The following is a 15,584-nucleotide window of genomic DNA, read 5'->3' as shown; positions in this document are numbered from 1 at the left end:
CAGTGTTTTGATTTTAGACTTATCGTTGAAAATGCTCAAACTAGTTTTAAGTATTGGGTTTTTGTTTTCCTGCTCTGTCCTTTGGGCACAGTCTTCCTCTCTTAGGGGTTTACAACGTATTGATAGCCTAGAGTCTGTAGCGCGCCAATTATCGGGTGAAGCAAAGGTTGATTTGCTTAACTCCATGGCGCTTGAGTGCGCATCCTACGATGAGCGTAGGAGTAATGGGTTTACTTTAGAGGCGCTTGAGTTGAGTGAAAAAATTGGCTATTCAAAGGGGCAGGCGTTGTCGCTGATTTATCGGGCATTATATGAGCAGTCGTTGGGCGATCAGGAAAAGGCGGGTCAATTTTATTTTCGGGGGGTTAACCTGGCGCGAAAGGCAGGAATTAAAAATGTGGAGGGTTATGGCCTTGTAAAATTTGCTAATTTTTTAACGATAAGAGGTCAAACGGACTCAGCCATGTTGCTATTTAACCGGGCTTACGAGGTCCTGAATAGCACAGATTATCAGTTCGAGTTATCTATACTTTATAAAGAGTGGTCAAAATTTTATGGTGTGCAAGGTCAGCGTGAAAAGCAATTGGAATTGCTCAATAAATCCTATGCGCTTCGGAAAACTATCAACAGGCCTAATCTTTTAGCAGATATTTACCTGCAATTGGCAGATTACCATATGGAGATGCAGGAATATGATCGTGTTGAATATTTTCTTCAGCAGGCAAACTACATTAATACACTTCAGGTACATAGTCCGGATATTAAGAACAGCTACAAGTTTCGCAGCGCCATTCTACAACTCCGGCAATCGGAATATCAGGAGGCACTCACCCTGTTAAATGAAGTAAAAGAATATTACCAATCAAATGGCTTATGGTATGAATACGTAGCCACACAATATGAAATTGGCTATATTTTTTCAGAGGTTGGAAATTATGAGTTGAGTCTGAGTAATGCTTATGATGGTTTGAAGATAGCAGAGACTAAAGGCTACACCTATGAGCAGGCAAAATTGTTGTGGCAATTAGGGTGGGTTTATCCCTATTTAAAGCAATACACCTTAGCCAGGGAATTTGCTTCAAGGTCGCTTAGTTTGTCAAAAAAAAATTATTATCGAGTATTGGAGGGTACCAACTACAATTTACTGGGTGTTATTTTTTACGATACAAAGGATTACGATAGTTCATTTTACTATCTGAAACAAGCACTCACTATACGTGAAATCATAAATGATCCTCTGCGGATAGCCTCTACATTGAACAACCTAGGTTATTTGATGCATGCACAAGGTAAATACCGGGAGGCAATTGCCTACCAAGTGCAAAGTTTGGAACTGGAAACCAAAAGTAATAATTCCATAGGTATAGCCTGGTGCAACCTGGCATTGGGAAAAACCTATAACATGATGAAGGATTTTGAGCGTGCGGCTATTCACTTACGTTTGGCCGAAGAGATGGCCCGAAAAGCGCATGGTGTTCAGGCGTTGCATGATATTTATCTTGAAATGGCCGATGTTGCAGAGAAAACTAAAAATACAGATAGGAGCCTGATCTATTACAAACGGCATTTACAACTCAAAGACTCCTTGTATAACAGCTCGCTCTCTAATCGTATGGCCAGTCTGCAGGTTGAATACTCCCTTTTGCAAAAGAATCAACAAATTGAATTATTAAATAAAGATAAGGAATTAAAAGACGCTGAATTAGTAGTGAGGGATAGTAGGTTGCGTCAACAACAACTTATTATCCTCTTTGGCTCTGTAATTTTTTTTATGCTTTTAGTGGCTTCCTATCTGGTATATAGGAACTATGTAAAAGTTAGATCTTTAAATTTTGCCATTCAGGAAAAGACGGAGGAGATACAGGCACAATCAGAAGAGTTACAACTTTCTAACCAAACCATTGCCCGTATCAATGAGGAACTGGAGTCTACCGTTGAAGAACGAACGCGCGAGTTAAAACAGGCCTATAAGGAACTAGATACTTTTTTTTATCGCTCATCACATGATTTCAGAAGACCGCTCACTACGTTTATGGGTTTGGCTGAAGTGGCCAAAGTTGCTGTAACTGATCCATATGCAATCACTCTGTTTGAGAAGGTAAATCAAACTGCACGTAGTCTTGATAAAATGTTACTAAAGCTTCAGTCCATCAGTGATGTAGGTTCAAGTGAATTGATCTATAAGGAACTCTATGTAGACGAAGTACTAACAGCAGTGATGAATGTTTTTTCTGAGGAAATCAAAGAAAGAAATATTAAAGTTATTACGGAACTAAATATCCTTACTCCTTTTTTATCCTACCCTGCGCTGATTAAAGTTATTGTTGAGAACTTAATTGAAAATTCGATTGTATTTTCCAGCAATCAATCAACGATCAGAATTTGCATCAATTCAAATGAGGATGGCCTTACGATATGCGTTGAGGATACGGGTTGGGGAATTGAGGAGAAATACCTTAATCAGGTTTTTGATATGTATTTCCGTGCGCATGAAAGGAGCAAGGGCAATGGGTTGGGTCTTTACATCGTCAAGAAGATTGTTCAAAAATTAAGGGGCAACATTGAGTTAACCAGTATTGTAAATGAAGGTACGCAGGTATCTGTTTTTTTACCCCACCAGACTAAAGCAGTAACTGCTACATAATTTCCCAGGCACTTTTATAAAATCCCTTTGTCTGTACATACTCCAGCAACCCCAGGTAAAACGGATGAGCGCCTAAAGTAGCGCTGTCACCAATTATCATAAGTTTTTTCTTCGCACGGGTCATGGCCACATTTACCCTGCGAATGTCACCCAGAAAACCGACTTCACTTTTTTCGTTGGAGCGCACCAGGCTGATGGCAATGAAATCACGTTCCTGTCCTTGAAAAGCATCAACCGTGTTAATGGTAATAAATGAGGCAAGCGTTGAAAGTTCATCTGATGATTCTGCGAGTTTAATGAGTCGTTCAACCTGGGCGCTGTATGGTGTAATAATGCCTATTGAAAAATTCCAGTTCTCCACTCCAAAATGAAGGATCAGTTTTTCCACTTGTCTGATTAGCAGGCGGGCTTCTTCATCATTAAACCGGCTCAGTGTTTCCGGATCCTGGGCTTCTGTAAAGCCACATCCGGCAGTATCAATAAAGTCAACAGGTGAAATGCCGGGTTCCAGCAATCCGGTGCGCACCGATTCGTGTGCAATCAATTCATTGTTATAAAAATAGTTTGCTGAAAAACGCATGATGTCTTCGTGCATCCGGTATTGTGTTTGTAACATCACAGCCGTTTGTGGATGTCGTTGAATACATTTTTCAAATAAGGTTTTGGACAAACCCGCTTTTGCGGCTTCAAATGATTTTACCGTAGGGGGCAGTTGATGATGATCGCCTGCCAGAATAACCCGTTCGGCCCGCAGTATTGGAATCCAGCAGGCCGGCTCCAGTGCCTGACCGGCCTCATCAATAAAAACACTTTTATATCGTTTTCCGCGAAGCGTGGGGTGCGAAGCGCCAACCAGCGTAGAGGCAATCACTTCACTGTTTTGCAACAGATCATTAATGATATAAAACTCCAAAACATCTGCATCAGCCTTAAGTGCTTTGGCTTCCTGCAATAAAAGTTTGCGTTGTTGCCGCTCGGAGTAACCAAAGTCGCGTTTGTATTTATAGGCCATCTCGCGCAACTGTTCCATGCGCCTGCGCATCGTGCGCAATTCACGAAAGTGCACGTGCATGGCAATGCGCGAGTCCAATGTTTTGCTTAAGGATTGTTCTGTTACTCTAGCCGGGTGGCCAATTCGCAACACATTCAACCCTGCTTCACTGAGTTTATCCACCATTAAATCTACCGCAGCATTACTGGGTGCGCACACCAACACCTGCTTTTCGTCTTTCACCGTTTGAACAATGGCTTCTACCAGCGTAGTGGTTTTACCAGTTCCCGGGGGGCCGTGGATGATGGCAATATCCTCACTGTGTACAATATTATTCAAGGCTTCAAGCTGACTTCCATTTAATGAGGTTGTTAGTTGCTGGTTGTTAGAGACGGGCAGTCTGCTATTGGTTAACGGTAGTTGGTATCCTAAAAGAATTTCCCTGAGATCTGCTATCCGGCTTTTATCTGCTTTAATAACTTCTTTCAGCGCAAACTCCATTTCGCGATAAGTCATCTCATCAAACATCACATCCACACCCAACAAGGCATCATCTATCCAATCGGGCAGGTCATCACTGTTTAGGGTAATCACCATCGTATTGTCGCGCACATAATTGATCACTCCGCCTTCGTGCTCCTTTTCGGGAGTGTTGCGGGCATTGCAAAACACATTCACCACTTTACCCGATTGAAATACATGGGGCTGATCGAGCTGTTGTGTACGCTCGATTTCAATAATAAGTCGTTCACCCGTTCCAATGTAATGACGCTTTAGCCGTACCGGATACCAGCTTTTGCCTTCCTTGGTTTTCCGACTCAACGGCAACAGCATTACTTTTTGCTTGTACTGTTCCAGGTCGGCCTGGCGCTCCTGGCGGATGAGTTCAAGGGTTTTATAAAGTTCTTCGGTGGAGGTCAATGTGTAATGGGTGGATATTGTAGGCTAATTGTTATTAGTAACTAGTGGTAAGTCATTAGTCACTGGTTAAGTGTCCCTTATTTACGGGTTTCAAAATACAGATGATAATGGTTCTTGCATCCCGGATTAAATAATGAGGAGCATTTCGGGCAGGTGTTATCACAGTTCATGTATTCATTAATGGCCAGTTCGTTTCCACACACTCCACAAAGAATGGCCTTTTCTGTAAATTCTTTGGTGGGCCACACCTCTGGTTTGTGATCGGTAGTTTCTTCATGGCATGAAAAGCAGGGATAGTATTTATTGCAACACTTAAACTTGATAGCAATAATATCCAATTCCGAATGCCAATGAACGCAGCGGGTTTGGTTATCTATCGGCTTGCCAAATACCGAAGTGCCTTTTACCATGGCCTCATTTAAAGATATAACATCCGGCTTTTGCTGAGCTCTGGCGTGTATAACGCAAAGGGTCAGAATAGTTAAAAACAGATGGTGGCGTAGGGTATGCATTACTCTTCTTGCCGCCAAAGAAAATCAGATAAATTGTGTATTCAAAAATATGATTGCTTTATACTTTCTGATGATCCGCAAACATACCTATATGTCATGCCGGCCCTTGAGCCGGCATCTCAGTGATGGTTTGGGATCGTGGGTCAAATGCCTGCCTTTGCTGAAGCGGCTACGTGCAGGCAGGCCCGCGATGACTATTAATGAAGGTAGTGGTATGTTTGCGGATCATCGTATTAAACTTTACCGCTTTTAGACTTATATACTTATTTCTAACTTTAGAACATACTAATTTTCTATTTCTATGAAAAAGCGCATACTCTCCCTACTCTTTGTTTTGGTGTTCAGCTTCGTCCGTGCTGATGAAGGCATGTGGCTGTTGTATTTGCTGGGCGACCAGGTGTATAATGAAATGGTGAAGAAAGGACTCAAGCTAACCAAAGAGCAGCTGTATAGCCTTAATAAACCATCGGTTAAAGATGCCATTGTTATTTTTGGCGGAGGATGCACCGGGGAAATTGTGAGCAAGGAAGGATTGGTGTTCACCAATCACCATTGCGGGTATGCAGCCATTGCTGCAGCCAGTACGGTAGAGAATAATTATTTGCGCGATGGGTTCTATGCTAAAACCAAAGCCGATGAAATTCCTTCCCCTTCTTTGTCTGTGCAGTTTTTGGTGCGCATAGACGATGTTACTAAAGAAGTCGAAGATGCATTGAAGGGATTGAGCGGAGCCGAACGAGCAACGAAACTTCAGGCTATCTCCAATGATATTGTTAAACGCACTACGGATGGTAATAACCTTGAAGCACGTGTAGCGCCTTTCTTCCGCAATAACCAATACTTATTGTTTGTTTACGAGCGTTACCGTGATGTGCGCCTGGTAGGCACACCTCCTGAAAGCATCGGCAAGTTTGGTGGCGATACCGACAACTGGGAATGGCCACGCCACACAGGCGACTTTGCTGTGTTCCGGGTGTATATGAGCAAGGACGGAAAAGCAGCCGCCTATGCACCTGATAATGTTCCATACAAACCGAAGTATTACCTGAACGTTTCTACCAAGGGTGTAAAAGAGAATGACTATGCCATGATTCTTGGCTATCCGGGAAGTACTAACCGATATGAGACTTCGCTGGGAGTAAAAATCAAAACCGAAATTGAAAACCCTGCCATCGTTAACCTGCGCGATGCCCGCCTGAAACTGATGTTTGAAGAAATGAAGAAGAGCGATGCCGTACGGCTTCAGCTCGCCTCCAATTATGCTGCTATTGCCAACTACTGGAAATTTTTTGATGGTGAAGCACAACAGCTTTTGAAGTACGATGTGTTTGGTCAGAAAAAGGCGGAAGAGGAAAAATTCATTCAATGGGCAAAAGGAAAACCAGAATACGAAAATGTGTTTTCGGAATATGAGAAGGCGTATAAAGAATGGTGGCCTTACACAAAGCAACGCATTTATTTAAATGAAGGCATACTGGGTTCTCCGTTAGCAGCCTATGCTGCTTCATGGCAGGCGCTGGAAACTGCGCTTACACGTGATACACCTTCCCCTGATGAAATCAGCAGGGTAGTGGAAAGTCTGAAGCGTACACGCACAATCTTTTTACAAAATGAAAATAAAGCTTCCGATCAGAACATAATCGCAGCCACCAGCCGGATGTTTTATACCGATATAGAATCTTCCCAGCATCCGGCTGAATTTTTTACCCGTTTGCGCACCGGCTATGGCGACTTGAGTGATGAACAAACCTATAAAAAGTTTGCTGCGGATGTATTTTCAAAAACCATGGTGTTTGATGATGCCAAATGGGAAGCCTTTATGGCCAAGCCGGAAGCCGCTGCTTTGCGTGATGATCCGGCCTATGCCTACGTTTCGGCATTTGTGAAAAATTACAACACACGCTTTGCCGCTAAGTTCACGGAGTTTACACACCGTAACAACGACCTCAGCCGGTTATACCTGAAAGGTGTGCGTGAAATGAACCCGGGAAAAATCATGTATCCCGATGCTAACTTTACCATGCGCCTGAGTTATGGCAGCGTAAAATCATACCGCCCGCGCGATGCTGTGTTTTATGATTATGTGTGTACCATGAAGGGCGTGCTGGAAAAATACAAGCCGGGCGACTATGAGTTTGATTTGCCGAAGGAACTTCTGGAGGCTGCAAAGAAAAAAGACTTTGGCCCCTACAAAGACGCACGCACCAATGATCTGGTAGTAAACTTTATCACCAGCAATGATATTACAGGCGGTAACTCCGGTTCACCGGTACTGAACGGCAATGGCGAACTCATTGGGTTGGCTTTTGATGGAAACTACGAGGCCCTTTCACATAAAATTGCGTTCGACAAAGATTTAAACCGCACCATTTGTGTGGACATCCGCTATGTTCTGTGGTGTATTGATAAGCTGGGCGGAGCAAAGCATATTGTTGATGAGTTGACATTGAAGTGACAAGCTGATAATTAATTAAATGTCTGCTGGTTATCGGGAATACAAAACAGCACGCTTTGAAAGACCAAGCCAGTTTTTCATTCTGATTGTTTTAATTGCTTTTTCAGTTTACCTGGTGTATGTACTTTTTGATCAGGCGTCATATTGGTATGCAGTTTTCCTTATTTTTCCTTTTCTTTTTTTTATTTTACTTATTCAGGGAAGCTTAATTAATAGATTGAGAGTTGGGCCTGATTACATTAAGTACATCACTACTTTCAAAAAGGAGAAAATGAATTTCAAAGATGTTAAGCGATTTGGATTGTATATAATTGGGCGTTATGGGAAAGTCAGGTTAATTGATGAGCTGGAATTGCCCCAAATTGATCGTGATGAAGTCAATATCTTTATTTTTTTATCGACTAAGCGATTTGTTGATATACATAACATTAAAAGCAGTGAGACTATAGTTTTTCCCTTTCATGACGACTACTATCATGTAATAGGAAGGATATTGAAGACTACCTATGGAATACTGCCTTCAAAAGTGATTGCGTAATTATGCCTCTTGCATCAAGCCATGGATGAATTCCGAACCAGTATTTTTGAGAAAACAGAAGAAAGAACCAGAAAACGGCTCCTATACAATCTTGGGATTTTTGGAGCAATTGCAGGTATCTGGGTTCTATTTTTTATAGGCTTTCCCCTGGTTGGTCTAAAGACGTCAATAGCTTTTTCAATTGTTATGATAGGTATTAAGCTTTACGATGACAAGTATATGGGTATAACTGCTTATGGCGAGCGAAAGGCCAACCTGGTAATTGCTGAGGAATACCTGGAGATAAGGGATGTAAAAATTCCATATTCCGAACTAACCAATCTGGTTATCTATGTAGACGAATATTTAGGTATGCCTCGTGAATTTTTCGGCATCCACCATGGCGGTAATAACAAAATAGAATTTGAACGTAATGGAAAATCTGTGGCAATTAACTATGTGATCAAGAACAAGCAAGATTACGAAAGGGTCAGTCGGTTAGTTGACGGGATTGAAAAGAATCCAAATCTGGAGAAGAATCTGCGTAAACTCTGAACGCCAATACGCACACTTTACCTAATCAGTAGCAGAACTCCCAACCAACTTAATGCAGGTAATAAAAACCAGTTCTCCGGCCATGCAAATAGAGGCAGCATTTGAGGATTCGTAGCCGATGATTACCCTTTGATTGGCCTTTAGTTCAAAATAGTATAAGGGATCTTCTTCAGGATTTGGAGGTTGTACGTACACCCTGCGTTCGGGTTCCAGTATAGTCCCGTCTTCCAATTCAAACACCAGTCCGCAACCGTCCAGGCCTGTAAGATCTTTAACCGTGGCTTTGGTGGTGCATTCCTGCGGGAAACATGTGATCACTTTTTCGGTGTCGCATTGCCATAAGGCAAGGAGTATAAACGTAAGGCTGAATAACCGCATAGTCCTGTTTTTTTCCATTAGACACGCGCACATTTATTTTGGTTGGAAACAACCATCCGGTGATATAAAAACCAGTCCCGGTAGCCAATCGTAACCCACTATTCACTTCGCAATGAAGTTACCGGGTTGGCTTGTGCGGCACGTATAGCCTGGTAGCTTATGGTTAGCGATACAATTAGTAAAACCAGTGAAAGACTAACCACATATGTAAAAATGTCAATATCGGTGTGGTAAATGAAGTTGGTGAACCATTCGCTCATGAAGTAGTATGAGGCAGGAATGGCAAGAATAAACCCGATGAGAATCAACAATGCAAAATCGCGGTAGATCAATAACAGGATGTTGCCCACGTTGGCACCCAGCACTTTACGCACACCTATTTCCTTCACCTTACGTTTAACGGTAAACAACACCAAACCGTACACACCCAGGCATGAAATGAGAACAGCAATGGCAGTAAACACCTGGATGATTGTTCCGAAATTCTGAAAATTGGAATACTGCTGATTCAGTTGCTCATCGAGGAACGTAAACTCAAATGCTTTTTCGGGAAATAGTTTATTCCACTCTTGTTCCAACCTGGCAATGGTTGACTCCACATTCGCATTTTCAAATCGCACCGAAAGGGTATTAAATTGATTGCGGTCAATAGCCATGAGCAAGGCTGAAATGGGCGTAGTGAGGTCGGCAAAATTAAAATCCTTGATTACGCCAACAACATATCCATTCTTTCCTTCGCGGTTGATGGATTTGCCCAATGCATTCTCCGGGGTTCCCCAATTGAACTGTTGTACGGCTGCTTCATTTACGATAAACCCTTCAGGCTCGTCTGATGGATAATCCTTGCTGAAGGCGCGGCCGGCAATCAACTCCATGTCATACGCTTTTAGAAAATCGTAATCGATGGCCATGTTGGCAGCAAATATGTTGTCTTCGCGGGTAAATCCTTCGGGAATGGTGCCCCTGAAAACGCTTCCACCACCGGGCGAACCAGAGGATAATGTGGTGTTCCGGATACCGGTTTGCGCTTCTACAATATCGCGAAAGGTTTGTAAACGAATTTGAAAAGTAGAATCACGCTGTTGAAAGTATCCGTTCATGTTCTGGCTGTACAACGGAATATTAATCACATGTTCGCGTTGAAAACCTACCGGCCGGCTGCTCAGATAATTCAATTGTTTCACAATGAGCAGTGAGCCCGACAGCAACATGCATGCAATGGCCAGTTGAACCACCACCAATGATTTGCGCAAGAACTGATTTCCATCGCCAGTGGTACCGGCTCCTTTCAATGCTGTTACAGATTCAAAAGAGGAAACAAAATATGCCGGATATCCGCCTGCTAAGACGGATAACAAGATCAGAACGATCAATGATAAAAGAATCAGTTCACCATCCAAAACCTTTAAAAATTCCAGGTGTTTACCGGTTAGCTGATTGAGTAGGGGTAAGGCAGCATCGAAAACAAGGTAAGCCATTAGCAACGAGACCAGACAAAACAAAAAGCTCTCTGCTAAAAACTGAACAATAAGTTGGTATTTCATCGACCCCATAATTTTCCGGATGCCGATCTCCTTCATTCGAGTAAACGACTGGGCCGTGCTTAGATTAATGTAGTTAATGGAGGCGATTAGCAGCGTAAGAATACCTATTCCAATAAAAATGAAAATGTTTGTCATGGAATTGGTGGCTGTGGGCTCAGCCAGCAGGGTGCTCTTTAAATGTATGTCGACAACTGGCATCAGTGTGAACACCTGCCCAACCAGAAAAGTCGGTTCAGCATGTTTCTTGATGAAGGCGTCCATACCGGCATTGATATTATCGGGTGTGGCACCGTGTTGTAGTAAAATATAGGTATAGGAATGACTGATAACAAAATTTCGGGAAAGGTTATTGCGCAATACAGCTTCCGTACGTTCATCTTCAAGATCAAACATATCGTCATAGGGCACCAGCATGTTGAAGCGGAGGTGGGAATTTTCAGGAAAGTCTTTCACTACACCCACAACTTTAAAGGATTGTCTCCCGGAAAAAATCAGAGACTCACCGATCGGATCCTTATCACCAAAATATTTCTCTGCCATTTCCTCGTTTATCAACACCGTAAACTTATCGTGCAAAGCATTTTTTGGATTCCCTTTTACGAATTTCAGTGAGAACATATCGGTAAAGGCTGAGTCGGCAAAGACAATCCCATTTTCTTCAAAAGCCTCCTGACTGTTCGGTAGACTTATGCTTACATTCCGGATATACACACGGGCTGCTTCCTCAATTTCCGAAAACTCATCTTTTAACTTAGGTGCTATAGGTGGTGGTGATGTGGCAAGTTCCAACCCGTTTGGCGCAGAATACCGAAGCCGGTACAACCGGTCGGTTTTTTCGTGGAAGCGATCATAGCTCAGTTCGTGGCGAACATAAACCAGAATGAGCAGGGTAAGGGCTATGCCGCTGGTAAGTCCAACAAAGTTGATTAGTGAATAGGATTTATACTTAAGGATATTCCGGAAGGCAGTTTTGAAGAAGTTTTTGAGCATAGCGATACGGTTTATGGTGATACTACGCAATACGATACTGCTCGTTTACCGATAGTTGATGAACCTCCAAAATTCGTGATGGGTGGTGTTAATGCCGCCAATCCCAAACTGCATATTCTTTCGGGATTTTGACACAAAGTTTTACTATCTTCATGCACCATCAACCTCATATTGTAATGGCAAAGAAAAAATCAGTTAAAAAGGCGGCCAGAAAAGCCGTAAAAGCGGTGAAGAAAGTAGCCGGCAAAAAAGTTAAAAAGGCAGTAAAAATGGCTAAGAAACAGGTAAAAAAGGCTGCGAAAAAAGTGAAGACCGTTAAAGCACAGGCACGTAAAAAGGTGAAGGCTGTAAAGCGCCAGGTGACCACTAAGGTTGCTGCCACTAAAAAGAAAGTAAAAGCACAGGTTGCCGAGGTAAAAGCACAACTGGAAACCAAAGCCGCTGAGGTTGAAACAAAAGTTGCAGAAAAAATCGAGCAACTTACACCCGGCACTTCTTCCGAAACACCAGTTAACTAGACTTTCAGTTACTTTAAGGCTTTTAGCAAGCGCTTTCTAAACGCATGATAATCTACCGTTATCGTGTGACGGGGTGTTTTTATTTGCTTGTAATCTGGATGATTCACTTCACGTTGGGCAAGTTCCGCAAGGTTGTCCGGTCGCTTCCATTTTTCAGAAAGTTCACGGGCCATCAGTTTGCTTTGCAGCTCCGATCCCGGCCAGATGCACCCAATAGGTTGAAACAATCCGATAAAATACAGGTTCGGAATTTCAGGATGGAACATCCGCAGGTAAAGTGGCACATCACCGTGTGAATAGTCGATAAACGATTTATCAAAAAACGGATGATCAATCCAATACCCGGTGCAGGCTACTATGATATCGTATTCACCGGAGGTTCCATCAGTGAAGTGAACCGTCTGTCCATCCAGCCTTTTAATATCCGGTCGTGGTTTTATTTTTCCATGCCGGATAAAGTAGAATAATTCGCTGTTTAAGGTCGGGTGATGAAAGCCAAAATCATGCTCAGGTTCGGGTAAGCCATACCGTTTATTTTTTCCCTGAATTATACGCACCAGCATACTGGTTAACTTTCGTGAAACGAACGCAGGCAACAGGTTAATCAACGCACCACCTATGGTATCGGAAGGTTTGCCGAAAATAAATTTTGGAATAACCCAGTACCCCCTGCGCCAACTGATATCGGTAGTTTGTGAAACACGGCAAGACTCAACCGCCACATCACACGCTGAGTTACCGCCCCCGATCACCAACACGCGCTGATCGGCAAAATCAGAAAATCGTTTTACATCATGCGAGTGTATAAACTTGCCCGTAAACTCGCCTGGATATTCGGGGTATCGTGGTTTCCAGTGGTGCCCGTTGCATACGGCCAAGGCGTCAAAGATTTCAGTTTTTACATTTTCGTACTTTTTAGTGGTTACATGCCACTTGCCGTGTGAGTCGCGTGAGCAATGCACCACCAGGGTATGAAACTCAATGTGCGGATATAGGTTGAATCGTTTGGCGTACGCCTGGAAGTAAGCGGCCAGTTGTTGATGAGAAGGGTAATCCGGGTAATCCTCCGGCATGGGAAAGTCATCGTACTGCGAAAGCGTTTTCGAGCTGATGATGTGTGTGGTTTCAAACACACTGGAGTGCGAGGGCTTGTCGCTGAAAACCCAATTGCCACCCACTTCATTGCCGTAGTCGTACACCACAACTTCATGATGTTCATCCAGCAGGTTTTTAGCGGCCGCGATGCCCGAAGGCCCCGCCCCGATAACACATACTCGTTTCGATGTTGACATGAACTACAACTTTTCGGTTAAAATCTGTAAAAACGTTTTCACCGCATCCACATAATTCCCCACTCGAATGTTTTCATTTTCCGCATGCTGATTGTTATCGGGGTTAACTGTTGGAACACTTACTGCCGGAATGCCCAACGTAACCACAAATGGTGAAATAGGAATGGACCCACCCATCATACGGATTTTTATGGGTTCCTTGCCGAAAGCTTTTGTCATGGCTTTACTCAGCCATACACCTGTTTCAGAATCAAACGGTGTTTGAAACGGACCATATGAAACACTCGACTGTATGGCCGCAATGCGAGGATACTTCATGCGTTCTTCTTCGGTGGGTTCTGTAGCCACAATGTAATAGCCCTTATCCTCGATGTGTTTTCGTACCAGTCCTATTAATCGGTTTGCATCACTGGAAGGTACAAGTCGTATGTCAATTTCTGCAGTAGCCCAGGCGGGAATTAATGTTCGGGCTTTGGATCCGACAAACAACGAGTTCATTCCACGGATATTCAGGGTTGGGTATTGAATGGATTCCTGGAAGTTGTCACCAATTTTATCGGGCTCGGCAATACCCAAAAATTTTCGGATTTCCTGCTCATCATCCGGTACCTGGCGAAGTATTCTTTTCTCTTCTTCGGTAAGCACTACACCATCATAAAAACCGGGTAAGGTAACCCGACCGTCATCATCTTTCATGGAAGCGAGCAGTTGCGATAAGCGCATGGCCGGGTTGGGCGTGTAGTTGCCATAGTTACCGCTGTGGGCCGGTTGGCGTGGACCAAACACCGTAAGGGTGATTTCACAAATGCCGCGCGCGCCAAAACTTAAGGTGGGCTGATTGGAAATGTGTTGCGGACCATCGAAGATGATGAGCATATCGGCCTTCAAATCATTTTTGTATTGCTCTACCGCTTTGGGAAGCTGGGGCGAACCCAGTTCTTCCTCAAAGTCCATGATAACTTTCATGTTGTAGTTTGGTTCTTGCTTGAGTTCGGCCAGTGCATCCAGCGAAGCAAGAAAAGCTACGGCCGGGCCTTTGGCATCGGAAGTGGCGCGGGCAAATATCCGCCAGTCGGGGTTATAGCCTTCGTATAAACGTTCATAGGCAATGGTGTTCCAATTGCCTTGTGCATCCTTCTCTTTCAGCGTGGGTTTCCACGGGCTTTCCTGGTGCCAGGCAGAAGGATTTACGGGTTGCCCGTCAATTTGCAAGTAGATCAGTACCGTGCGGGTATTCTTTGTTGGCTTTTTAACACTACGTTCGGCCAACAACAACGGCACAGTTGCAGTATTTAACCGTTTGGTGGTAAAGTTGCGTTTTGCGAATGCTGCTTCGCACCACTGCACATTCTTTTCAATGTCTTCCGGGTAGTGCGCATCGTTGGGCAGACTCAGCAAATCATAAAAATCTTTAAAGGATGCCACGGCATGCTTTTCAACAATCGCAATGATGTCGTTTGGTTTGGATTTTTGTGCGGATAAAACACCAGCACTGAAAATGAATAGTGAAATGAAAATTGATCTTAACATAGCATTATTTAGTTGGCGTCATTGCGAGGAATCCCGATGACGAAGCAATCCCAAACTTTATATTTTGTTCCCATAATCTTAAGTTAGGGATTGTCTGCCTGTCCGGCAGACAGGCTTCGCCTGTACACATCCTTCGCATCCGCTCGCAATGACGGAGTTAAATTTTAGTTACTTCAAATACTTCTCTGGCAACGCAAACCCTGCACTTTCGGGGCACCAGAATATATTCATAATCGCATAGCGATCGTTTTGTTTTAAGATTTGAATGCTATTGATGCCGCGATTGGTTACCGGGCCGTTTTTCTTTTCTTTGGTCTCATAGGTGCTGAATACATGAGCTATCGTTCCGTATTCTTCCGTAACACGATGCAATTCCCACTCGAAAAATCCGGTAGTGATGCGCGTAGTGAACATGGTTACATAATCTTCAGGCGACATGGTACGATACGTGATTTTTCCTTCTGCATTTTTTCCGGTAGGAATAAGCCGTGCATCGGCTGTAAACAAATTCCTGAAGCGATCCCAATCCCTTGCCGTGCAAGGGTCACCGGAGATGACTTCGTAAAGGGCAGTAATAATTGCATCTATTGATTTTACATCGTTGCTGTAGTCCTTTTGTGCCTGTGCACAGACAGGCAAAACAAGAGAAAGTATAAACAGGTATTTCATCAGGTTTGATTTTTCCGAATGTACGAAAAATAACCACGGCAGAAACAGGCATTTTGATCACCGAATCT

12 protein-coding genes are annotated in these 15,584 nt (G+C 43.4%); 5 read left to right on the top strand and 7 right to left on the bottom strand.

The window, feature by feature from the left end; translation table 11 throughout:
- Window positions 1–31 precede the first annotated feature (31 nt).
- Window positions 32–2,644, top strand: a complete 2,613-nt coding sequence (locus tag KIT51_14125; protein UYN85995.1) for a tetratricopeptide repeat protein — start codon at window positions 32–34, stop codon at window positions 2,642–2,644.
- On the opposite strand, the gene KIT51_14120 is transcribed toward KIT51_14125, so the two are convergent.
- On the bottom strand, window positions 2,637–4,469 hold the full coding sequence (locus tag KIT51_14120; GenBank protein ID UYN88597.1) for an AAA family ATPase: 1,833 nt from the start codon (window positions 4,467–4,469) through the stop codon (window positions 2,637–2,639). The two genes, KIT51_14125 and KIT51_14120, sit on opposite strands and share 8 nt — an antisense overlap.
- 164 nt (window positions 4,470–4,633) lie before the next feature.
- Entirely contained in the window at window positions 4,634–5,068 is a 435-nt protein-coding gene (locus KIT51_14115; GenBank protein UYN88596.1) for a chromophore lyase, read from the bottom strand.
- A gap of 301 nt (window positions 5,069–5,369) precedes the next feature.
- Here KIT51_14115 and KIT51_14110 point away from each other — a divergent pair, with 301 nt between their 5' ends.
- The 3 genes from KIT51_14110 (at window position 5,370) to KIT51_14100 (ending at window position 8,595) form a co-directional block, all read left to right on the top strand.
- Entirely contained in the window at window positions 5,370–7,523 is a 2,154-nt protein-coding gene (locus KIT51_14110; protein ID UYN85994.1) for a S46 family peptidase, read from the top strand.
- A 19-nt stretch (window positions 7,524–7,542) separates the two neighbouring features.
- The gene (locus KIT51_14105) at window positions 7,543–8,061 is read left to right on the top strand and encodes a hypothetical protein (GenBank protein UYN85993.1); all 519 of its coding nucleotides are present in this window, start codon (window positions 7,543–7,545) and stop codon (window positions 8,059–8,061) included.
- Between the two features lie 186 nt (window positions 8,062–8,247).
- Complete coding sequence (locus KIT51_14100) at window positions 8,248–8,595, top strand: hypothetical protein (GenBank protein ID UYN85992.1); 348 nt, start codon at window positions 8,248–8,250, stop codon at window positions 8,593–8,595.
- A 21-nt stretch (window positions 8,596–8,616) separates the two neighbouring features.
- Here KIT51_14100 and KIT51_14095 read toward each other — a convergent pair whose 3' ends face one another.
- Both KIT51_14095 and KIT51_14090 read right to left on the bottom strand, forming a co-directional pair.
- Window positions 8,617–8,973, bottom strand: a complete 357-nt coding sequence (locus KIT51_14095) for a hypothetical protein (protein UYN85991.1) — start codon at window positions 8,971–8,973, stop codon at window positions 8,617–8,619.
- Window positions 8,974–9,071: 98 nt separating this feature from the next.
- A complete protein-coding gene (locus KIT51_14090) occupies window positions 9,072–11,507 on the bottom strand; it encodes an ABC transporter permease (protein ID UYN85990.1) in 2,436 nt (811 codons plus the stop codon).
- A gap of 176 nt (window positions 11,508–11,683) precedes the next feature.
- On the opposite strand from KIT51_14090, the gene KIT51_14085 reads away from it, so the two are divergent.
- A complete protein-coding gene (locus KIT51_14085) occupies window positions 11,684–12,025 on the top strand; it encodes a hypothetical protein (protein ID UYN85989.1) in 342 nt (113 codons plus the stop codon).
- Window positions 12,026–12,033: 8 nt separating this feature from the next.
- Here KIT51_14085 and KIT51_14080 read toward each other — a convergent pair whose 3' ends face one another.
- The 3 genes from KIT51_14080 to KIT51_14070 form a co-directional block, all read right to left on the bottom strand.
- Entirely contained in the window at window positions 12,034–13,317 is a 1,284-nt protein-coding gene (locus tag KIT51_14080) for an NAD(P)-binding domain-containing protein (GenBank protein UYN85988.1), read from the bottom strand.
- A gap of 3 nt (window positions 13,318–13,320) precedes the next feature.
- Window positions 13,321–14,847 carry a M20/M25/M40 family metallo-hydrolase gene (locus KIT51_14075; GenBank protein ID UYN85987.1) on the bottom strand — a complete coding sequence of 509 codons (1,527 nt, stop codon included), beginning with the start codon at window positions 14,845–14,847 and terminating at the stop codon, window positions 13,321–13,323.
- 168 nt (window positions 14,848–15,015) lie between these two features.
- The gene (locus KIT51_14070; protein ID UYN85986.1) at window positions 15,016–15,516 is read right to left on the bottom strand and encodes a nuclear transport factor 2 family protein; all 501 of its coding nucleotides are present in this window, start codon (window positions 15,514–15,516) and stop codon (window positions 15,016–15,018) included.
- Window positions 15,517–15,584 lie beyond the last annotated feature (68 nt).

It is taken from the genome of Cyclobacteriaceae bacterium (assembly GCA_025808415.1).
Taxonomy (GTDB): domain Bacteria; phylum Bacteroidota; class Bacteroidia; order Cytophagales; family Cyclobacteriaceae; genus UBA2336.
The sequence above is the reverse complement of the archived record's forward strand: the minus strand, read 5'-3'. Positions and strand labels throughout refer to the sequence as shown.